The sequence below is a fragment of the Campylobacter sp. CNRCH_2014_2452 genome, from assembly GCF_025772865.1.
Classification (GTDB): Bacteria; Campylobacterota; Campylobacteria; order Campylobacterales; family Campylobacteraceae; genus Campylobacter_D; species Campylobacter_D lari_D.
In genome coordinates this window covers 132184-153027 of sequence record NZ_JAKMSX010000001.1, presented here as the reverse complement: position 1 = coordinate 153027, position 20844 = coordinate 132184, and the positions used below count along the sequence as shown (strand labels likewise).

The 20844-nt window shown below is 30.1% G+C and carries 21 protein-coding genes; 18 read left to right on the top strand and 3 right to left on the bottom strand.

Features of this window, described 5'->3' with window-relative positions; genetic code table 11:
- Window positions 1-4: 4 nt before the first annotated feature.
- Window positions 5-499, bottom strand: coding sequence for a cytochrome c nitrite reductase small subunit (gene nrfH / locus L8X38_RS00770; protein ID WP_039618639.1), 495 nt, complete (start codon window positions 497-499; stop codon window positions 5-7).
- Between the two features lie 227 nt (window positions 500-726).
- On the opposite strand from nrfH, the gene L8X38_RS00765 reads away from it, so the two are divergent.
- Window positions 727-2820: an RNA degradosome polyphosphate kinase gene (locus L8X38_RS00765; protein WP_220566850.1), complete on the top strand. Its 2094-nt coding sequence runs from the start codon at window positions 727-729 to the stop codon at window positions 2818-2820.
- Between the two features lie 21 nt (window positions 2821-2841).
- Here the strand turns inward: L8X38_RS00765 and rpoD are convergent, their stop codons facing one another.
- Window positions 2842-4719, bottom strand: a complete 1878-nt coding sequence (gene rpoD / locus L8X38_RS00760; RefSeq protein ID WP_263661000.1) for an RNA polymerase sigma factor RpoD — start codon at window positions 4717-4719, stop codon at window positions 2842-2844.
- 134 nt (window positions 4720-4853) lie between these two features.
- Here rpoD and L8X38_RS00755 point away from each other — a divergent pair, with 134 nt between their 5' ends.
- The 14 genes from L8X38_RS00755 (at window position 4854) to purU (ending at window position 16713) form a co-directional block, all read left to right on the top strand.
- Complete coding sequence (locus tag L8X38_RS00755) at window positions 4854-5666, top strand: flagellar hook-basal body protein (protein WP_263660999.1); 813 nt, start codon at window positions 4854-4856, stop codon at window positions 5664-5666.
- Window positions 5667-5683: 17 nt separating this feature from the next.
- Window positions 5684-6478 carry a flagellar basal-body rod protein FlgG gene (gene flgG / locus L8X38_RS00750; protein WP_133318729.1) on the top strand — a complete coding sequence of 265 codons (795 nt, stop codon included), beginning with the start codon at window positions 5684-5686 and terminating at the stop codon, window positions 6476-6478.
- Between the two features lie 168 nt (window positions 6479-6646).
- Window positions 6647-9421: a periplasmic nitrate reductase subunit alpha gene (gene napA / locus L8X38_RS00745; protein WP_263660998.1), complete on the top strand. Its 2775-nt coding sequence runs from the start codon at window positions 6647-6649 to the stop codon at window positions 9419-9421.
- 2 nt (window positions 9422-9423) lie between these two features.
- Window positions 9424-10173 (top strand): ferredoxin-type protein NapG, encoded by a 750-nt coding sequence (gene napG / locus L8X38_RS00740; protein ID WP_133318731.1) that lies wholly within the window; start codon window positions 9424-9426, stop codon window positions 10171-10173.
- Window positions 10170-10961, top strand: a complete 792-nt coding sequence (napH, locus tag L8X38_RS00735) for a quinol dehydrogenase ferredoxin subunit NapH (RefSeq protein ID WP_263660997.1) — start codon at window positions 10170-10172, stop codon at window positions 10959-10961. Before napG ends, napH begins: the two co-directional genes overlap by 4 nt.
- Window positions 10951-11469, top strand: a complete 519-nt coding sequence (locus tag L8X38_RS00730) for a nitrate reductase cytochrome c-type subunit (RefSeq protein ID WP_133318733.1) — start codon at window positions 10951-10953, stop codon at window positions 11467-11469. Before napH ends, L8X38_RS00730 begins: the two co-directional genes overlap by 11 nt.
- Window positions 11470-11473: 4 nt before the next feature.
- Window positions 11474-12400 carry a WD40 repeat domain-containing protein gene (locus tag L8X38_RS00725; protein WP_263660996.1) on the top strand — a complete coding sequence of 309 codons (927 nt, stop codon included), beginning with the start codon at window positions 11474-11476 and terminating at the stop codon, window positions 12398-12400.
- Complete coding sequence (locus L8X38_RS00720; protein WP_133318735.1) at window positions 12387-12722, top strand: chaperone NapD; 336 nt, start codon at window positions 12387-12389, stop codon at window positions 12720-12722. The genes L8X38_RS00725 and L8X38_RS00720 overlap by 14 nt, the downstream gene beginning before the upstream one ends.
- Before the next feature lie 2 nt (window positions 12723-12724).
- Window positions 12725-12892, top strand: a complete 168-nt coding sequence (locus tag L8X38_RS00715) for a hypothetical protein (RefSeq protein ID WP_087699327.1) — start codon at window positions 12725-12727, stop codon at window positions 12890-12892.
- Between the two features lie 2 nt (window positions 12893-12894).
- Window positions 12895-14067 carry an MFS transporter gene (locus tag L8X38_RS00710; RefSeq protein WP_263660995.1) on the top strand — a complete coding sequence of 391 codons (1173 nt, stop codon included), beginning with the start codon at window positions 12895-12897 and terminating at the stop codon, window positions 14065-14067.
- Window positions 14068-14128: 61 nt separating this feature from the next.
- Complete coding sequence (locus tag L8X38_RS00705; RefSeq protein WP_087691144.1) at window positions 14129-14377, top strand: hypothetical protein; 249 nt, start codon at window positions 14129-14131, stop codon at window positions 14375-14377.
- Entirely contained in the window at window positions 14374-14811 is a 438-nt protein-coding gene (gene ciaD, locus L8X38_RS00700) for an effector protein CiaD (RefSeq protein WP_263660994.1), read from the top strand. Before L8X38_RS00705 ends, ciaD begins: the two co-directional genes overlap by 4 nt.
- Window positions 14780-15883 carry a CCA tRNA nucleotidyltransferase gene (locus tag L8X38_RS00695; protein ID WP_263660993.1) on the top strand — a complete coding sequence of 368 codons (1104 nt, stop codon included), beginning with the start codon at window positions 14780-14782 and terminating at the stop codon, window positions 15881-15883. The genes ciaD and L8X38_RS00695 overlap by 32 nt, the downstream gene beginning before the upstream one ends.
- Window positions 15884-15885: 2 nt before the next feature.
- Window positions 15886-16713: a formyltetrahydrofolate deformylase gene (purU, locus tag L8X38_RS00690; protein WP_133318739.1), complete on the top strand. Its 828-nt coding sequence runs from the start codon at window positions 15886-15888 to the stop codon at window positions 16711-16713.
- Window positions 16714-16737: 24 nt separating this feature from the next.
- Here the strand turns inward: purU and glnA are convergent, their stop codons facing one another.
- On the bottom strand, window positions 16738-18168 hold the full coding sequence (gene glnA, locus L8X38_RS00685) for a type I glutamate--ammonia ligase (RefSeq protein ID WP_263660992.1): 1431 nt from the start codon (window positions 18166-18168) through the stop codon (window positions 16738-16740).
- 215 nt (window positions 18169-18383) lie between these two features.
- On the opposite strand from glnA, the gene L8X38_RS00680 reads away from it, so the two are divergent.
- Genes L8X38_RS00680 through purE form a run of 3 tightly spaced genes read left to right on the top strand, consistent with a single transcriptional unit; the run spans window position 18384 to window position 20835 of the window.
- A complete protein-coding gene (locus L8X38_RS00680; protein WP_263659057.1) occupies window positions 18384-19091 on the top strand; it encodes a protein phosphatase CheZ in 708 nt (235 codons plus the stop codon).
- A complete protein-coding gene (locus tag L8X38_RS00675) occupies window positions 19088-20344 on the top strand; it encodes a peptidase U32 family protein (RefSeq protein WP_263660991.1) in 1257 nt (418 codons plus the stop codon). Before L8X38_RS00680 ends, L8X38_RS00675 begins: the two co-directional genes overlap by 4 nt.
- Entirely contained in the window at window positions 20341-20835 is a 495-nt protein-coding gene (gene purE / locus L8X38_RS00670) for a 5-(carboxyamino)imidazole ribonucleotide mutase (RefSeq protein ID WP_133318743.1), read from the top strand. The genes L8X38_RS00675 and purE overlap by 4 nt, the downstream gene beginning before the upstream one ends.
- Window positions 20836-20844 lie beyond the last annotated feature (9 nt).

The window sequence follows — 20844 nt, the reverse complement described above, 5'->3', positions numbered from 1 at the left end:
TCATTTAAAATCCTCTCTTATGACCAACACCTTGGTGGCAAGATACACAACTTAAAGCATTATCTTTATGTGGATCTAGGGTAGGGTTGATAGTGTTACTCGCAATTTCTTTGTGACATTCTATACAGTTATTTTGGACTATTTCTTTACTTTTTGCATTTGCACTCAAATGTGTAGGTAAAGAATCTAGTTTGAAAGTAAATGCATAAGCATGTCCTAAGCCACTTTGAGCTTTAGCAATCCATTTTTCAAAAAAGCTATGTGGCAAATGGCAATCATTACAGGTTGCTCTTGGTTTACCATCAACTTCTTTAGAGTGCGAAGCTTTTAAATAATCATTATAAACCTCGTTCATAATATGGCAATTATTACAGCTTTCACTAGCATCGCTAAAATAAGAAGTGCCCTTAGCATTATGGAAAGTATACATTCCAACTCCTGCTAAAATTACAAGTAAGAAGAGGAAAACAGCAAAAAGTTTCGAGTTTGCTTTTTTCAAAGTCTCTCCTTTGAATGAAGTTTAAGTTACAAGAACTTGTGTATAATTATATAACACCATAAAGGTAAAAAAGTAAATATATATTTATTAATCATTTATTATTTTTTTAATAAGATAAAAAAAGTGTTATTTTTTTATATAATTATATTTACTATTATACAAATAAAATAAATTTTAATGAAAGAAATACTAAAATATAAATATCTAGAAATAAAGGTAGGTATATCATGCAAATTCAACCATCAATGTATATTAACAGAGAACTTTCTTGGCTTGCGTTTAATTCTCGTGTTTTAGATCAATGCTCTAAAGATCTTCCTTTGCTTGAAAAACTTAAATTTATTGCTATATACTGTACAAATTTAGATGAGTTTTATATGATAAGAGTGGCTGGATTAAAACAACTTTTTGTGGCAGGAATAAGCACAACAAGCAATGATGAAATGACTCCTCTTGCGCAACTTAAAGCTATTAGAAATTATCTACATGAAGAAAAATATGTAGTAGAGCAGTATTTTACTAAAATTACCCAAGATTTAGAAAAAGAAAATTTATTTATTCGCTCATACGAAGAACTTGATGAGGATTTAAAACAGCAATGTAATGAGCATTTTTTTTCTAATATTTTTCCTGTGATAGTGCCTATTGCAGTTGATGCAACTCATCCTTTTCCGCATTTAAATAACCTTTCATTTTCTTTAGCGGTAAAACTTTGTGATCCTATGCACCCTGAGCTTTTAAAATTTGGCATGATACGCATACCTAGGGTTTTACCAAGATTTTATCAAGTAAGTTCTAATATTTATGTGCCTATAGAAAGTATAGTACGCTATCATACTGAGCATATTTTTCCTGGCTATAAGCTCTTATCTTCTGCTGCTTTTAGAGTAACTAGAAATGCAGATATGGAAATAGAAGAAGAAGAAGCTGATGATTTTATGTTGATTTTAGAGCAGGGTTTAAAACTTCGTAGAAAAGGTGCTTTTATACGCTTGCAAATAGAAAAAGGCGCAGATGAGCAGTTGATTGAATTTTTAAGTTCTCATATGAATATTTTTCATAAAGATATTTATGAGTATAATATACTTTTAAATTTAGCTTCATTATGGCAAATCATTTCCAACAAAGAATTTACACATTTGCTAAATCCTATGTATACACCAAAAATTTTACCACCTTTTGGGGATAATGTATCTATATTTAGTGCAATAGATAAACAAGATATTTTGGCTATACAGCCTTATGAGAGTTTTGAGCCTGTATATCAATTTATCAAAGAGGCAAGTAAAGATCCTAAGGTTGTTTCTATAAGAATGACTCTTTATAGAGTAGAAAAAAATTCAAACATAGTTCAAGCTTTAATTGATGCAGCAAGTGATGGCAAACAAGTTACTGTAATGGTAGAATTAAAAGCGCGTTTTGATGAGGAAAATAACTTGCATTGGGCAAAATCATTAGAAAATGCAGGGGCTCATGTGGTATATGGAATCACTGGTTTTAAAGTGCATGCAAAAGTAGCTCAAGTGATTAGAAAAGAAGGGGATAAATTAAAAATTTATAATCATTTAAGTACGGGTAATTACAATGCAAGTTCAGCTAAAATTTATACTGATGTGAGTTATTTTACTTCAAAAGAAGAATATTCTCAAGATACTACAACTTTTTTTCACATACTTTCAGGATATAGTAAAAGTCGTCGTTTAAAGACTTTATCAATGAGTCCAAAGCAAATCAAAGAAAGAATTTTAGATATGATAGCTACTGAAGCAAGCTATGGAAAAGATGGAGTAATCATAGCCAAAATGAATGCTTTGGTAGATGGTGATGTGATTAAAGCTTTATATGAAGCTTCAAATAAAGGTGTTAAAATAGATCTTATTGTGCGTGGAATTTGTTGTTTAAGACCTGGAGTAAAAGGATATAGTGAAAATATAAGAGTTAGAAGTATAGTGGGAAAATATTTAGAGCATGCTAGAATTTTATATTTTAAACATACAACACCAAATTATTTTATTTCAAGCGCTGATTGGATGCCAAGGAATTTAGAAAGAAGACTAGAATTAATGACTCCTATTTTTGATGAGCATTCTCGTGCAAAATTGGCTCAAATTTTAAAACTACAATTAAGCGACAATGATTTAGCTTATGAGTTAGACAGCGAGGGAAGATATCGTAAGGTTGTTTTAAATGAGACAGAAAAAATCAACAATTCTCAACAAACTTTAGAAGAGTATATTAGTAGAATTTTTAATACCTTGAAAAAAGATACTGATCACAGTAGGGCGACGCACTTAGCAACGAAGCTTTTTAGGGATAGCTAATCCTTGCTTTTTTAGCAAGGATTATTTCCAACCTTCTATGTAGTTTTTAAGTTTTCTACCAACTTTTGGGTGTTTAAGTTTTTTTATAGCCGAGCTTTCTATTTGTCTTACTCTTTCTCTTGTGACATTTAATTCTTTACCGATTTCTTCTAAAGTTCTATCACTTTCATCATCCATTAAGCCAAAACGCATTCTAATAACAGCCTTTTCTCTATCATTAAGCTGATCTAAAACTTCATCAATTTGTTCTTTTAAATCATCTTTTAAGATGTGATCCATAGGTGAAATTGAGGTTCTATCTTCTACAAAATCTCCAAATTTACCATCATCCTCGTTGCTAATAGGTGCTTCTAGGGAAATTGGTTCTTTAGTAATTTTAATAACTTGTTTTACTTTATCTATACTAAGTCCTACTTCTTTTGCAATAATACTTACATCCGGTTCTTTACCTTCTTTTTGTAAATACTCGCGAATGATTTTATTGATTTGATTGATAGTTTCTATCATATGAATAGGAATTCTTATAGTTCTTGCTTGATCAGCAATTGCTCTTGAAATAGCTTGTCTAATCCACCAAGTTGCATAGGTTGAAAACTTATAACCGCGTTTGTATTCAAATTTATCTACCGCTTTCATTAAGCCTATGTTGCCTTCTTGGATTAAATCTAAAAATGGTAATCCGCGGTTAGTATATCTTTTGGCAATGCTTACAACTAAGCGTAAATTTGATTTTGCCATTCTAGTTTTAGCCTCATCAGATATTTTTTTACCGCGTTTGATTTGCTCTAGAATTTCTTTTAATTGATCTTTTTCTAAATCAAAAGAATTTTGACTAGCTTCTTTAGTTTGAATGAGTTTTTTAATCTCCATATAAGTGCTTACCATGGTAGTTTCTAGGGCACGCTCTGCAATTTCTTCTTTGCTAAGTTTGGTAATATCTTTTAAAATATCTTGGTGTCTTTGTTTTAATTCTTCTGAAAACATTGGTAAGCGATACTCTAAGCGTTTTAATTCTTTATCAAATTCCTCATCGCTTTTTAATGCTGTTTCCATAGATTTTACTATTTCAGAAATAAGTTTTGATGTTGGACCTAGATCCATTAGTTTTTCTTTTAGTATATTTTTCTTAAAAGCAATTATGAGTTTATCTAATAGTTCATCATCATTTTTTTCTGCATTAATAGTAGATATAGTTTTTAACCATTCTTTTTTTGCTTTTTCTAATGCTTTAAAGCTTTCTATGACTTTTAAAGTTCTTTCATCTTCTTTTTTATTTGTTTTTTTAGGTTTTTTTTCATTAGAATTTTCATTTTCCTCATTTTCGTTTTCTTCTTCAGAGTCTATTTCTTCATCGCTTTTATCATCATCGCTTTTATCATCATCCTCAAAGCTTTTAAAAAGCTCTTTCACTCTTCTTTCTCTATTAATTAAAGGTTCTTTATAATCAAGTATAAAATCAATCAAATAAGGCACAGAACAAAAAGCATCGATGATAATGTCTTCGCCTAGCTCAATCTTTTTAGAAATTTCAATTTCTTCATCTTTGTTTAAAAGAGCAATTTGTCCCATTTCTCTTAAATACATTCTTACAGGAGAGTCTGATCTGCTCCACTCAAGTAAATCATTTTCATTGGCTAAATCAAATTCATTTTCCAAACTTGTATCTTGTAATTTTTGTTTTTCCTCTTGTAGCTTTTTTGCTTCTTCTAAATTTCTTTTTTTGGCAATTTCAGCTGAAGAGATTAATTCTACTTTATATTTATCCATTAGATCACGGATTTTTTTTGCACTTGTTGCGTTTGGAAGCTTTGTAAAATACTTGACAAGTTTTTCATATGTGATATAATCTTTAGAATTTTCTTTGAAAAGTTCTTCTAAAACATTAGTTTCATTAGCCATGGATACCCCTTGTATTTAAGTAATGAGTGTAAAACTAAATATTATGCCTAAAAATTAATTAAAAACAAATAAAAATATTTTGGAACGACTTTTGCTTTGTTAGTGAAAAATTAAGATTTTAGTTAGGAAAAATAATGCAAAATGGGTATTATCAAGCCACTGGTGCTATGGTTACGCAATTTAATCGCTTAGATGTTGTAACTAACAATCTAGCAAATGTAAATACAAGTGGCTATAAAAGAGATAATGTTGTTATTGCAGATTTTAAAAGGATTTTTAAAGAAACTCAAGATGAGTTACCTATACAAAATCACACAAGAAATGCTGCAAGATTTGTTAATACAACTATAGATAGAGTTCCGCAGGTTAATCATGTCTATACAAATTTTAGTGTAGGTTCTATGAAAATGACGCATAATCCTTTGGATTTAGCTCTTACTCGCGAAGATACTTTTTACTTGATTAAAACAAATAATGGCGAAATAAGATTAAGTCAAGATGGAAATTTCCAACTTGATGATGAGGGTTATTTGGTAAATCGTCAAGGATACAGAGTTTTAAGCAGTGATTATTTTAATAATCCCGAAAATGATGGCATCCGCATAGGAGATTCTACTTCTTTTATTAATGTGGATAAAAATGGAATTATCAGTGCAGCTAATCAAAATATTGCAAGATTATTTGTAGCACAAGTTGATGATTTAAGAGATTTGCAAAAAGATGGCGATAATATGTATAAAATTGATAATTTAAACAAGATTAGAGATTTACCAAATTCAAATGCCATTAAGCAAGGTTTTACTCAAGGATCAAATGTTAATCCAGTTACAGAAATGGTAGGGTTAATTGAGGCAAATAGAATGGTTGAGATGTATCAAAAAGTTATGACATCTCATATGGATGATTTAAATCAAGAAGCTATTAATAAATTAGCAAGTACTAAATAAAACTAAGGATAGATAAAATGTTAAGATCATTATACACAGCAGCATCAGGGATGGTATCGCAACAAACACAAATTGATGTGACTTCAAATAATATTTCAAATGTTAATACAGTAGGTTATAAAAAATCGCGTGCAGAATTTGCAGATTTGATGTATCAAACGATGAAATACGCAGGAACTTCAACCTCAAGTACCACAAAACATCCAAGTGGTATTGAAGTAGGGCTTGGAGCAAGAGTAACAGCTGTAAGTAAAATTTTTAGTGAAGGTAGTTTAAAACAAACATCAACTTCAGGTCTTGATATGGCAATTGCTGGTAATAATGGCTTTTTTCAAATTCAAATGCCTGATGGAACTATAGCTTATACTAGAAATGGTCAATTTACTAAAGATGCTGAAGGAAACATAGTAAATTCAGATGGTTATAGACTTTTACCGGAAATGACTATACCTGAAGATGCTATTGCTATAAATGTTGCAAGCGATGGAACAGTTTCAGTAATGCAGCCAGGAAATACAGCTGAAACTCAAATAGGACAAATTGAACTTGTAAATTTTATCAATCCTGCAGGTTTACATGCTTTAGGGGATAATCTTTTAGTAGAAACTGATGCAAGTGGGGCGCCTATTGCAGGTATAGCGGGCGAGAACGGTTTTTCTGTTATCAAACACGGCTTTGTGGAGCTTAGTAATGTTCAACTTGTAGAGGAAATGACTGATCTTATTACAGGACAAAGAGCTTACGAAGCAGGCTCAAAAGCAATCACTACAAGTGATGATATGCTTGGAATTGTAAATCAATTAAAACGCTAGAATTAACTAGCGTTTATAATATGTAAAAATATTTAAAAATATACTAAAAAACTCCTATTTATAAATACTTATAAAATATTCTTTTTTATAATTTAAATTTTATCATTAATGTAGTAATATTTTTTAGATGTATTAAAATACATTGAATAAACAATAACGAGGGATATAATGAACAGAAGAGACTTCATTAAAAACACCGCTATTGCTAGTGCTTGTGGTGTTGCAGGTCTTAGTGTTCCAAGTAGTGTACTTGCTAATACTGAGAATAAATGGCGTTGGGATAAGGCTGTTTGTAGATTTTGTGGTACAGGCTGTGGAATTTTAGTTGCAAGTTTAGATGGTAAAATTGTTGCTGTAAAAGGAGATCCAGCAGCTCCTGTAAATCGTGGATTAAATTGTATTAAAGGTTATTTTAATGCAAAAATTATGTATGGAGAAGATCGCTTAGTAACACCTTTACTTCGCGTAAATGCAAAAGGTGAGTTTGATAAAAATGGAAAATTTCAACAAGTTTCTTGGCAAAGAGCCTTTGATGAAATGGAAAAACAATTTAAAAAAGCTTACAAAGAAAAAGGTGTTGAAGGAATTGGAATTTTTGCAAGCGGTCAATATACTATACAAGAAGGATATGCTGCTGCAAAATTAGTAAAAGCTGGTTTTAGATCAAACAATATAGACCCAAATGCACGCCATTGTATGGCTAGTGCAGTTGTTGGTTTTATGCAAACTTTTGGAGTTGATGAGCCTTCTGGCTGTTATGATGATATAGAGCTTACTGATACTATTATTACTTGGGGTGCAAATATGGCAGAAATGCATCCGATTTTATGGTCAAGGGTAAGTGATAGAAAATTAAGTAATTTAGATAAAGTCAAAATTGTAAATTTATCTACTTTTTCTAATAGAACTTCTCATATAGCAGATACTGAAATCATCTTCAAGCCAAATACTGATTTAGCTATTTGGAATTATATCGCTAGAGAGATTGTTTATAATCATCCTGAAGCTATGGATAAAGAATTTATTGAAAAACATTGTATCTTTACAACAGGCTATGCTGATATTGGTTATGGAATGAGAAATAATCCAAACCATCCTAAATTTAAAGCAAGTGAGAAAGATACAGTAGCAAAACAAAATGCTATTATTGTAGATGAAGAAGAAGCGGTATCTTTGGCTTATTTAGGAGTAAAAACAGGTGATAAATTTGAAATGAAACACCAAAGTGCTTCTGATGCGCATTGGGAAATTTCATTTGAAGATTTCAAAAAAGCATTAGAACCTTATACGCTTGATTATGTTGCTAAAGTTGCTAAAGGTAATGAAGATGAAAGCATTGAAGAATTTAAGAAAAAACTTCAAGAATTAGCAAATTTATATATAGAAAAAAATAGAAAAGTTGTAAGTTTTTGGACTATGGGCTTTAATCAACACACAAGAGGTACTTGGGTGAATGAACAAGCTTATATGGTACATTTCTTACTTGGTAAACAAGCTAAGCCAGGTAGCGGTGCGTTTTCATTGACAGGGCAACCAAGTGCTTGTGGAACTGCAAGAGAAGTAGGGACTTTTTCGCATCGTTTACCTGCTGATATGGTCGTTGCAAATCCTAAACACAGAGAAATTAGCGAAAAAATTTGGAAAGTTCCGGCAAAAACAATCAATCCTAAACCAGGTGCTCCATACTTAAAAATCATGAGAGATTTAGAAGATGGAAATATCAAATTTGCTTGGGTGCAAGTAAATAATCCTTGGCAAAACACTGCTAATGCAAATCACTGGATAGCAGCAGCTAGAGAAATGGATAATTTTATCGTTGTGAGTGATTGCTACCCAGGAATTAGTGCTAAGGTGGCAGATTTAATTTTACCAAGTGCTATGATTTATGAAAAATGGGGTGCTTATGGTAATGCTGAAAGAAGAACTCAACACTGGAAACAGCAAGTGCTGCCTGTAGGTGAGGCTATGAGTGATACTTGGCAAATTATGGAATTTGCAAAACGCTTTAAATTAAAAGAAGTTTGGGGTGAAACTAAGGTAAATGATAAACTTACTCTGCCAAGTGTTTTAGAAGAAGCTAAAGCTATGGGTTATAGTGAAGATGACACTTTATATGATGTATTATTTGCAAACAAAGAAGCAAAATCTTTCAAAGCAAACGATTCTATTGCAAAAGGATTTGATAATAGTGATGTTAATGGCGATGAAAGAAAAATTATAGGTAGTGATGGTAAAGAATTTGAAGGTTATGGCTTTTTTGTGCAAAAATATCTATGGGAAGAATACCGCAAATTCGGTTTAGGTCATGGGCATGATTTAGCGGATTTTGATACTTATCATAAAGTAAGAGGTTTAAGATGGCCTGTGGTAAACGGTAAAGAAACACAATGGAGATTTAATACTAAATTTGATTATTATGCTAAAAAAGCAGCTCCAAATTCAGATTTTGCATTTTATGGTGAATTCGCTAAAGAACTGCCAAAAGGAGATTTGCTGGCTCCGCAGACTAAAGAAAAATATAGCTTGAAAAACAAAGTGAAAATTTTCTTTAGACCATTTATGAAAGCTCCTGAAAGACCGAGTGAAGAGTATCCATTTTGGTTATGTACTGGTAGGGTTTTAGAGCATTGGCATAGTGGAACTATGACTATGAGAGTTCCTGAGCTTTTCCGTGCAGTACCTGAAGCACTTTGTTATATGAATGAAGATGATGCTAGGGCAATGAAAATTAATCAAGGTGATATCGTATGGGTACAATCACGCCGTGGTAAAGTAAAAGCTAGAGTAGATTTTCGTGGTAGAAATAAACCTTCTAAAGGGCTTGTGTATGTGCCTTGGTTTGATGAAAATGTATATATAAACAAAGTTACATTAGATGCAACTTGTCCATTGTCTAATCAAACAGATTTCAAAAAATGTGCCGTAAAAATTACTAAAGCATAAAAATGAAAAATAGAAGAGAATTTTTAGCCTTTACTTTTAAGCTTTTATGTATAGGAAGCGGAAGTGCATTTTTAGCAAGTTTAGCATTTAGCTCAAATCAGGAGTATTTTTTAAGACCTCCTGGGGCAGATGATGAAAAAGAATTTTTATCAAAATGTATACGATGTGGACTTTGTGTAAAAGCTTGTCCTTATGATGTTTTAAAACTAGCAAATTTAGAAAATAGTGCTAAAAATGGCACACCCTTTTTTATAGCAAGAGAAAATCCTTGTAGATTGTGCGAGGATATACCTTGTATAAGAGATTGCCCTACAAATGCGCTAGATCATAAATATTTAGAGCAAAATGATGGAATTTATAAAACAAAAATGGGTATAGCTATAATTGATAGTGCAAGTTGTGTTGCTTATTGGGGAATTCAATGTGATGCTTGTTATAGAGCCTGTCCATTGATAGATAAGGCATTAAAGCTTGAAATAAAACGCAATGAAAGAACTGCAAAGCACGCATTTTTATTACCTGTAGTAGATCATGAAGTATGCGTGGGATGTGGGATTTGTGAGAAAGCCTGTATAACGCAAAAAGCTGCTATTAGAGTTTTACCTAGAGAATTTGTCTTGGGAAAAGCTGGGGATAATTACATCAAAGGTTGGGATGAAAAAGATGAAAAACGCTTGCAAGATGTAAACACAGATAAAAATTTCAATAAAAACAAGGCTAAAGATTATCTTAATGATGGAGAATTGTTATGAAATATCTTATTTTAAGAAGAATAGTGCAATTGTCTATCTTAACTTTTTTTTCTTTTGGTGTATTTAATTTTATATTAAAAGGAAATTTAAGCTCTTCAGTTTTATTTTCTTCGGTGCCGCTAAGTGATCCTTTTGCGTTTATTCAACTTGCTTTAGCAAGTTTGCAAGTAGATTTAATGGCTTTAAGTGGTGCTTTGATAGTATTTTTATTTTATGCTATTTTTGCTGGAAGAGCGTTTTGCGCTTGGGTTTGTCCTGTAAATATCATTACTGATTTTGCTTATTTTATTAGAAGTAAATTAGGTTTTAATCAAGCAAGGATTTTTAATGTAAATAAAAATTTGCGTTATTATGTTTTGGCTTTTGTTTTGATTTTTTCTTTTCTTTTTTCCTTTCCTGTTTTTGAGGAATTTTCTTATATAGGAATAATCCAAAGAGGAATTATTTTCGGCGGTATTTCTTGGCTTTTTGTAGCTTTGATTGTTTTTTGTATAGATACATTTTTTAGTCCAAGATTTACTTGCTCGCATTTTTGTCCTTTAGGAGCTTTTTGGGCTTTAAGTTCGCATTTTTCATTACTAAAAGTAAGATATAACTTACAAAAATGTACTAAGTGTTATAAATGCCTTGGGATATGTCCTGAAAAGCAAGTGCTTTGGATGATAGGTAAAGAAAATCAAGATGTAAAATCAGGTGAGTGTATAAGATGTGGAAAATGTATTGATGTTTGCGGTGATGATGCTTTAGGTTTTAGTATAATAAATTTAAGGAGAGAAAATGAAAAATAAAATCTTTTTATCCTTAGCAGCAGCTGTTTTAATAAGTGCTTGCGGACTTGCTGTTAAAAGTGTTGATTCAAAAGATATAGGTTTAAGAAAAACAAGTTTAGAAAGTGAAAATGTAGAGTTATTGGATGCAAAGTATTCTCAAGCAATGGCTGGAGAATCTGTTTTAATTGAGAGATCATTTGAAAATGCTCCGCCATTAATTCCACATACTTTAGAGGATATGCTTCCAATTACTAAGGATAATAATATTTGTTTAAGCTGTCATGATAAAGCTATAGCTAAAGATGTTGGAGCCACTCCGCTTCCAAGTAGCCATTATTTTGACTTAAGAAAAAACAAATCTACTAAAGATATGATAAGTGATGCAAGATTTAATTGTACACAATGCCATGTGCCACAAAGCGATGCAAAACCTTTAGTAGGAAATAGTTTTGAAGCTAAATTTAAAAATGAGGAACTAAAGAAAAAATCTAATCTTTTAGATGTTTTAAATGAAGGCGTAAAATAAAACTATGAAAAAAATATTTTTAATCTTACTAATGAGTGTATATGTATTTAGTTATGAGCTTAAACTTGATTCAAATTTAAATGCCTTAAAACTTGTTGATAGTAGTTTGCTTATAGGACTTGATAATGGAGAATTAAATCAGTACTTTATTAAAGACAAAAAAATGCAAAAAATCACTCAACTTGATAAGATTAAAAATTTTTACGAAGAAAATCTTAGCCCTAGAATTTATAGTATTGATTACTTAAATGGGGCTATTTTGATTTTAAGTGAAGGTAATTTTGGTAGTAAAAGGCTTAGTATTTATAAAAATAAACAACTTTACAACTATAAGCTTTTAAGTGATGGAGTAAAAAAAGCTTTGTTTTTAGATGATGATACTATTTTATTAGCCTTGCTAGGTTCTAATATAGAGCTTTTTGATCTAAAAACAAAAAATATTATAAAAAATTTTACTTTCTCTAACTCAAGTTTAAGTGATGTGGTTTTAAATGAGGCAAAAACTCAATTAGTAGCAGGTTTTGAAAGTGGTGAAATAATACTTTTTGATGTGAAAAAGTGGCAAAAAATAAAAAGTTATAAAAATCTTCATAAAGATAATATTTATCAACTTGATTTTAAAAATGCAATTATTACAAGTTGTAGCACTGATAGAAAATTAGGCATAGTGCGAAATGATCAAGAAAAAAGCATAGAAAGAGACTTTTTAATATATGCTTGTAGTCTAAATAAAAGTGGTTCTATAGCGGTTTTTGGAGATAATGAAAAAAATATTATAGAGCTTATAGATACTAAAAATTTAAAAACAATAAAAAAATTCCAAAATAAAGATTTTTTGCTAGAATATCTTATATTTTTAAACGAGCATGAATTTATTAGTGCTGGTTATGAAGATAAAATTATATTTTGGAGTATAGATGAATCTTTCTAGTGTATTGATTTTAACTAAAGAGGAAAAATTAGAAAAACTTAAAGAGCAAATTCAACAAACACCATGTTGTAGTGTGGAATTGGCTCAAGAAGAAAAAATTATAGTGGTAATAGAAAGTGAAAATTTAGATGATGAGTTAAAAGCATATAAACAATTAGAACAGCTTGATGGGGTGATAAGTATTAATATGGTATTTTCGTATCAGGATTTGGATGAAGAAAGAGAAAAAATTTTAAAAGCAAATTTTGAGGCAAATACTTTTGATGAAAATTTAAAAAAAGATAATTTAGAATACTATGGTAATGTTTTTAGAAAGTATTGATTATGATTTTTTTAATTCCTTTAATTGTGATTATTTCTTCTATTTTTATCATTGATCACTTTTATTTTTCCAAAGAGAATGAAGTTGTAAAAGAAAAAAAACAAGTAGTGCAAAAAAATACCGATTCTGATAAACAAAGATATCTTGAAAATATATTAAATCAAAAATAATCATGCACACACAAATTTCATATAAAAAATTCTTTTGGATTAATATTTTAGTTGTGATTACTCTTGCTTTAAATTTAAGAGCACCTATAACTTCCATAGGTCCTATGATAGAACATATTCAAGAATATTACAATATCAATTCTACTTTAGCAGGTATGCTAACAACCTTACCTTTAATAGCTTTTGGTCTTATATCGTTTTTTGTAGCGTATTTTTCACAAATTAAAGCTTTGTTTTTTGCCTTAATTTTGATTGTCTTTGGAGAAGTTATTAGAAGTTATGGAGGAACTATAGGTTTATTTTCTGGGGTTTTTTTGATAGGAGCAGGCATTGCAATAGCTAATGTTTTATTACCTTCTTTTGTAAAAGAAAAATTTTCTAAAAATACTTATAAGATAATGGGTTTATATGGATCAATTATAGGCTTATCTTCAATTGCTGGCGTGGCCTTATCACTTCCTTTGCTTAAATTTTTTGATGTACCTCAAGCTATGTTTTTTTGGGCTATATTGGCTTTAATTGCTTTGATTTTTTATTTTCCACATTTGAAAAATAAAAGATTATTACGCCCTAAAAAGAAAAATATTAATAAAGTGAATATCTTTTTAAACTTAACAGCCTGGAAAGTTACTATTGTAATGGGATTACAAAGTTTTTTATCTTATAGTCTTTTTGCATGGCTTAGTGTGATGATTAGTGAAAAGGGCTTTGGAATTGACTTTGGTTCTAATGTTTTATTATTATCTCAAATCATAGGAATGCCTGTGGCATTTTTACTACCTATCATTTTAGGAAAGCTTAGATCTCGTGCTAAAAGTTTTGCTATAGTGATGTTAGGGTTTTTGTATTTTTTAAGTTTTATGATGATTTTTCTTTTTAAAGTAAAAGCGATTTTGTTTTTAGCGGCTATTTTTTTAGGTTTTGCTTCTAGTGGAGTTTTTACAATTTCGCTATTATTTATTGCTATCAAAAGCTCAAATTCTATCATAGCGGCTAAACTTTCTGCTATGTCACAAGGTATAGGGTATTTAATAGCTGCTCAATCACCTTGGATTATAGGCATGCTTCATGATAATTTTAGAAATTTCACTTCAGGCTTTATTATGCTTATTATAGTAGCTATAATACTTAACATTTTTGTATTTTTGGCATATAAGGCTCCTGTGATTAAGTGAAAATTAAAAATAAATTAAAGCCTTTTTTGTTAGAATTTTAGGATTTTATTTTTGTGAGTTAATAATGCGATATACAGTAACAGAGGCTTCTATTTATGAAGCACAAGGCTTAAAAGATGAGGCTTTGGAGATTTATAAAAATATATTAAAACAAGATCCGCAAAATAAAAATGCCATTGATGCTATAAGGCGTTTGAGTGGCTTGCGTTCTAATCATGAAGATTTAAATTATGATATGCTTGATTTTTTTGTCAATATGAAAAGTGAAGAAGAAATTAATGAATTTAAAAGGTGGTTGATAAAACTATGAATATAGAAGATTTAGCAAAAATGGCTATTAGTGAAGTTAATTCGGAGTTAGATAATAAAAAAAATAAAAACGATGAATTTGCTCCTATGGTAGAAGAAATTACTCAAGAAAAAAATGTTAATACTCAAGAGAAAAAAATCAAAGAAGAAATTAGTAAGGTTACACAAGAGCTAATCCAAGAACTAGATGATTTAGAAGTAAAAGTAAAAGATGATAAACAAAATGTCGCTATTAAGGTTGAAGCTTTAGAAGAAAAAGAAGAAAGCATTATAAATAATGAAGAATTTTTCTTGAAAAATCTTAGAGAGCGTATTTTGGTTTTATTTGAAGGATTAAAAAATACCAAAGATGAGCATATGGAAAAAAGACTAGATATGACCATTACTTTTTTAGAGTTTTTACTTGCAAAGATTGAAGATAGACTTAAAAAATGACCAAGATTTTTTAAGAATTAAAAATATACTTAAGCCTTACACACAAAGGGTTTATTTAGTAGGTGGTTGTGTAAGGAATTCTTTTTTAGATTTATCTAGTGATGATTATGATATAGAAATTTATGATATTGAGCCTATGCTTTTTGATGAGCTTATGCAAAAACTTGGTGCAAATGGAGTAGGAAAAAGTTTTTTTGTATATAAATATAAAAAATTTGATTTAGCTCTAGCACGCTATGAAAATAAAATTTCTACAGGCCATAGAGGTTTTGAAGTTAAAGTTTGTAATAATGAGCAAGAAGGAGCAAGAAGAAGAGATTTTACCATTAATGCATTGATGGTAAATATTTTTGATTTTGAATTTTTGGATTTTTTTAATGGTTTGCAAGATTTGCAAGCAAAGATTATAAGACATATTGATGATAAAAGTTTTATTGAAGATAGTTTAAGAGTGCTTCGTGGAATTTCTTTTGCATGTAGGTTTGATTTAACAATTGCAAAAGAAAGTTTAAAATTAATGCAAACTATGGATATAAGCGATTTATCTAAAGAGCGTATTAATAATGAACTTTATAAAATTTTTAAAACTTCAAGACTAAATAAAGCTTATGAGTATTTTAAAATTTTAAATTTAGAAGAAAAAATCTTTTTTTATCAAAGCTGTAATAAAGAATTTGAGAGACTTTTAGAGTATAGCCAAAATTTAATTTGTGATGAGGCTTTGTTTTTGTATTTGTATTTGAATTTTTTTCATATAAATAAAGAGGAATTTTTCAAAAAAACAAAATTAAAAAAAGAGCTTTTAAAAAAATGCGAACAAGAATTTATTTTAGGTAAAATTGATGATTTTAATTTAGCTAAAATTGCTTTAAAAATACCACTTTGCAAATGGCTTGGGCTTTGGAATAATGAGCGTATAACACAAGCAAAAAAAATAAATTTATATCATCATGCTTTTGAAAGTAAAATTAGCGCCAATGACTTACTAAAGGAAGGATTTAGCGGGAAAGAACTTGGAATTGAACTTGAAAAAAGAAAATTACAAGAATTAAAAAACTATATAAAGGAGTAAAAATGAATGAGTATATTTTAAAAATTTCATGCAGCGATGAAAAAGGATTGATTTATAGAATTTCAGATGTTATTTTTAAATATAGAATCAATATTATAAAAAATGATGAATTTGTTGGAGAAAATCGTTTTTTCTTTAGGGCACATTTAGAAGGTGAGCTTGATATAAAAGCTTTTAAAGGAACGCTTGAAGCTATGCTTCCTGATAATGCACAAATTGAAATTACTTCAAAGAGAAAAAAAGATATTATTGTTTTAGCTACTAAAGAAACTCATTGTTTAGGTGAGTTACTTATCCGTCAATTTAGTGGAGAATTTAATGCAAATATTAAGGCAGTTATTGCAAATTATGATGTATTAAAACCTTTAGTGGATAAATTTAACATACCTTTTCATACTATTTTAGCACAGGATTTAAGCAGACAAGAGCATGAAAAAAAACTACTAGAGTGTTTAAAACAATATGAGTTTGATTATATTGTTTTAGCAAAATATATGAGAATATTATCTCCATCTTTTGTAGAGAATTTTGAGGGAAAGATTATTAATATCCACCATTCTTTTTTACCTGCATTTATAGGAGCTAATCCTTATAAGCAAGCTTATGAAAGAGGGGTAAAGATTATAGGCGCAACAGCACATTTTGTAAATAATAACTTAGATGAGGGGCCAATTATTACCCAAGATGTTATACCAGTTACTCATGAATATTCTTGGCAAGCTATGCAACAAGCAGGGCGCAATGTAGAAAAAAATGTTTTTTCTAAGGCCTTGGATTTAGTGTTTGATGATAGGATTTTTATATATGATAATAAAACAATAGTATTTTAATCTTGATGCTAAAAAGCATCAAGATTAGCATGAATAGCAAGTTTTAAACTCATATGCAGTTGGTCTAGCTTCTACAGGCCATACTTGGGTTTCAAATTTCATATGTTGATAATCATCAATAAATACATCACTCATAACAGGCTTTAAGAAGGCATTTTTTCTAATGAGTGCTTCCAAAGATCCTCTTAAAGTGTGAGGTAATTGCTCTATACCTTTTTCTCTAATCTCATCTAGGGTTAGTGCAAATAAATTTTCATCCATAGGGCCTACCGGTATGGTTTTATTTTTAATACCATCAAGTCCTGCCATAAGCAAGCTTGTAAAAGCTAGGTAAGGATTGGAAGTGCTATCAGGAAATCTTATTTCAACTCTTGCGCTTTTTTCATTAATACCATAAGGCACGCGACAACTTGCAGAGCGATTTTGGCAAGAATAAGTTAGTATACAAGGTGCTTCAAAACCTGGAACTATTCTTTTATAAGAATTTGAACTAGGATTGGTAAATGCAGCAACACTTCTTGCATTAGCTAAAATTCCACCGATGTAATTAATCGCATATTCACTTAATTTTCCATATCCTTCTTTATCATAAAATAAATTTACTCCATCTTTCCAAAGGCTCATATGCACATGCATACCACTTCCATTATCTCCATAGAGTGGTTTTGGCATAAAGGTCGCTGTTTTTCCATTTAAATGCGCTACCATTTTAACTACATATTTATAAATTTGTACATTATCAGCAGCTTCAACTAAATTCCCAAATTCTACACCAATCTCAGCTTGTCCTTGTGCTACTTCATGATGATGTACGAAAGTTTTTAAACCAACTCTTTCTAAAACTTGTACCATTTCAGCTCTAATATCCACACTAGAATCAATAGGACTTACAGGAAAATATCCACCTTTATTTCTTGGGCGATGTCCACTATTGTAACTATCTGTAAAATCTTTATTATCATTCCATTCACCTTCTTCAGTATCTACTTCATATTTTGCACAGTGAGAAGAATCAACTATTTTTACATTATCAAAAATAAAAAATTCATTTTCAGGACCAAAATAAGCAGTGTCAGCGATATTGCTTGTGCTTAAGTGCTGCATTGCTTTTTTAGCAATACTTCTTGGGCATTTTTCATACATTTGATCTTTGTAAATATCATATACATCGCAAATTACTATGATAGTAGGATCAGCTGTAAAAGGATCTAAAAACGCACTTTTCACATCAGGTTTTAAAATCATATCTGATTTTTCTATAGGCTGCCAACCATGCAAAGAGCTTGCGTCAAAAGGAATTCCGTTTTCAAAGGTTTTATCATCAATTGCTTTTATATTATAAGTGATGTGATGCCAAGTGCCTATCATATCAGTAAATCTAAAATCAACAAATAAAACTTCATGTTCTTGACAATAACTAAAAAACTCATCAATGTTATTTACAAATTTACCCATTTTTTCTCCTTTTTATTTTTTGGGTTTTTTAATTTATTTTATAGATTGTAGTATATTTTTTTTAAATTAAGTTTAAATTAATATTTTTTTTATAATCAAATTAAAAAAAAGATTATTTTGTGTAAAAAAATAATTAAGTTGGTAAAATTAATGTTGATTTATATTTTTTTGTAATATAATCTCGCATTAGTTTTTTTATTAAAAAAGGTGTAACAATGACCCAAGAAGAATTAGATGCTTTAATGAATGGCACTGAAGACTTAGATCTTGATTCTGTAGAAGAAACAGAAGAAAAACCAGATACAGATTATGAAGATGAGGAAAAAAATAAGCAAATTGTTAATGATATGATTAATGGTGATTATAAAGCAAGAGCGGATATGGCTTGGCCACCACCACCACCTAGTAAAGAACATAAAGTTGTACATCAACTTGATGATGTTACAAGAGATAGTGAAATAAAAGCCACAGAGATGATGGAAAAATTAGAAGCTATTAACGACTTTTTTGCAAATTCTGAGAGTGATCTTTGTGTAATCAGTGATGCTTTAAATAAAAATATAGAAATTTTTGAAAAATTAAATGCAAAATTTCCTAATGTGGTAAGCTTTAAAGAAGCTATTGAAATAAATAACAATGCTAAAAATATCATAGATGAGATTACAGGTTGTTTGCAAACTGGACAAGATGAAGTTATGATGGCAATGGATGCTATGCAATATCAAGATATTCATCGTCAAAAAATTGAGCGTGTTATTAATGTTATGAGAGCTTTAAGTAGATATATGAGTAGTTTGTTTGAAGGTAAAATTGATGATGAAAAACGCGTGGGATCTGCTGTGCATATCGAAGGAGATACAACTGCAGATGTTGTAAGTAATGATGATATTGAGGCATTAATCGCAAGTTTAGGAAAAAAATGATTATTCCTGAAATAGTAGCTCCTGCAGGTAATTTTACAAAATTAAAAATAGCTTTAGCTTATGGAGCTGATGCTGTTTATGCAGGAGTGAGTAATTTTTCATTAAGAGCAAGAACTGCTAGAGATTTTAATTATGAAACTTTTAAAGAAGCTATTGATTATACGCATGCAAAAGGAAAAAAAATTTATGTAACGATTAATGGATTTCATTTTAGTTCGCAAATTGAAGGTTTGAAAAGGCATATTTTAAAACTAAAAGAAATGAAACCTGATGCTTTTATAGTAGCTTCTGTAGGTGCTATGCGTTTGGTTAAAGAGCTTGCACCTGAAATCAATCTTCATGTATCAACCCAAGCTAATATTTTAAATTACTTAGACGCTCAAGTTTATAAAGATATGGGAGCTAAGCGTGTTGTTATAGCAAGGGAACTTGGTTTAAAAGATGCAAAAGATTTGAAAAATAATTGTGACATAGAGCTTGAAAGTTTTGTCCATGGTTCTATGTGTTTTGCGTATTCTGGCAGATGTTTGATAAGCTCAGTGCAAAGTGGACGCATGAGTAATCGTGGATCATGTGCAAATGATTGTAGATTTAACTATGAACTTTATGCAAAGAACCCAGAAACTAATACACTTTTTAGACTTGAAGAAGATGAGAATGGCACGCATGTGTTTAATTCTAAAGATTTAAATTTAAGCTCGTATATTCAAAAAATTATGCAAGAAGATTGCATTCATGCTTTTAAAATAGAAGGAAGAACGAAAAGTGAGTATTATGTAGCTTTGACTACAAGAACTTATAAAATGGCAGTGCAAGATGTGTTGCAAAATACTTTTGATGCGGCTAAGTATGAAAAAGAAATTCATACTTTAAAACACAGAGGTTTTACAGATGGATATTTAGTTTCAAGAGCTTATGAAAAAACCGATTCAATAAATCATAATACAAGTATAGAAGAAGGAACCCATCAAGTGCATGCTATTAGCGAAGATGGTGAATTTTTTAAATGTAAGGGTAGGATAGAATTAAACAAAGAATATGAAATTCTAGCTCCGGTTGATTCTAATATAGAATTAGGGGAAAATAAACTAGGTTTAGTATATGAAAATGAAGGAAAAAAATTCATAGTGTTTAAACAATTATTAGCAAAAAACAATAAAGAATTTAGTGAAATTCATAGTGGTAATGAAAATGAAATTACTTTACCATTTAAACTTCCAGAATTTAGCTTTTTAAGAAGGAGTGTTGAATGAAATTTGTTTCCATATTGATGGGAAGTAAGAGTGATTATGATATAGTAAAAGAAGCTTTAGGAATTTTGGAAAAATTTGATGTAAAATATGAAGTCTTGATCACTTCAGCTCATAGAAGTCCTCAAAGAACCCAAGAATACATCAAAAATGCTGAAGAAAAAGGTGCAAAAGTATTTATTGCTGCAGCGGGTATGGCAGCTCATTTAGCAGGAGCTGTTGCAGCACATACAACAAAACCTGTTTTAGGTATACCTATGCCAGGAAGTAATTTAGCTAGTATGGATTCTTTATTTTCTACTGTGCAAATGCCAAGTGGAATTCCTGTAGCAACTGTGGCTATAGGTAAAGCAGGGGCTATTAATGCAGCTTATTTGGCAGTGCAAATTTTAGCAATAGAAGATGAGTCTTTAGCGCAAAAATTATTAGAAGATAGACAAAAACAACAAGAAAAATTAATCCAAGATTCTAATACAATTGAAGTTTTTCTTTAAGGAGCGTAT

What these genes read in the sequence shown, in the direction of transcription:
- L8X38_RS00765 (WP_220566850.1), top strand. Translation starts at nt 727, where the DNA reads ATGCAAATTCAACCATCAATGTATATTAACAGAGAACTTTCTTGGCTT.
- rpoD (WP_263661000.1), bottom strand. Translation starts at nt 4,719, where the DNA reads ATGGCTAATGAAACTAATGTTTTAGAAGAACTTTTCAAAGAAAATTCT.
- L8X38_RS00755 (WP_263660999.1), top strand. Translation starts at nt 4,854, where the DNA reads ATGCAAAATGGGTATTATCAAGCCACTGGTGCTATGGTTACGCAATTT.
- flgG (WP_133318729.1), top strand. Translation starts at nt 5,684, where the DNA reads ATGTTAAGATCATTATACACAGCAGCATCAGGGATGGTATCGCAACAA.
- napA (WP_263660998.1), top strand. Translation starts at nt 6,647, where the DNA reads ATGAACAGAAGAGACTTCATTAAAAACACCGCTATTGCTAGTGCTTGT.
- napG (WP_133318731.1), top strand. Translation starts at nt 9,424, where the DNA reads ATGAAAAATAGAAGAGAATTTTTAGCCTTTACTTTTAAGCTTTTATGT.
- napH (WP_263660997.1), top strand. Translation starts at nt 10,170, where the DNA reads ATGAAATATCTTATTTTAAGAAGAATAGTGCAATTGTCTATCTTAACT.
- L8X38_RS00730 (WP_133318733.1), top strand. Translation starts at nt 10,951, where the DNA reads ATGAAAAATAAAATCTTTTTATCCTTAGCAGCAGCTGTTTTAATAAGT.
- L8X38_RS00725 (WP_263660996.1), top strand. Translation starts at nt 11,474, where the DNA reads ATGAAAAAAATATTTTTAATCTTACTAATGAGTGTATATGTATTTAGT.
- L8X38_RS00720 (WP_133318735.1), top strand. Translation starts at nt 12,387, where the DNA reads ATGAATCTTTCTAGTGTATTGATTTTAACTAAAGAGGAAAAATTAGAA.
- L8X38_RS00715 (WP_087699327.1), top strand. Translation starts at nt 12,725, where the DNA reads ATGATTTTTTTAATTCCTTTAATTGTGATTATTTCTTCTATTTTTATC.
- L8X38_RS00710 (WP_263660995.1), top strand. Translation starts at nt 12,895, where the DNA reads ATGCACACACAAATTTCATATAAAAAATTCTTTTGGATTAATATTTTA.
- ciaD (WP_263660994.1), top strand. Translation starts at nt 14,374, where the DNA reads ATGAATATAGAAGATTTAGCAAAAATGGCTATTAGTGAAGTTAATTCG.
- purU (WP_133318739.1), top strand. Translation starts at nt 15,886, where the DNA reads ATGAATGAGTATATTTTAAAAATTTCATGCAGCGATGAAAAAGGATTG.
- glnA (WP_263660992.1), bottom strand. Translation starts at nt 18,168, where the DNA reads ATGGGTAAATTTGTAAATAACATTGATGAGTTTTTTAGTTATTGTCAA.
- L8X38_RS00680 (WP_263659057.1), top strand. Translation starts at nt 18,384, where the DNA reads ATGACCCAAGAAGAATTAGATGCTTTAATGAATGGCACTGAAGACTTA.
- L8X38_RS00675 (WP_263660991.1), top strand. Translation starts at nt 19,088, where the DNA reads ATGATTATTCCTGAAATAGTAGCTCCTGCAGGTAATTTTACAAAATTA.
- purE (WP_133318743.1), top strand. Translation starts at nt 20,341, where the DNA reads ATGAAATTTGTTTCCATATTGATGGGAAGTAAGAGTGATTATGATATA.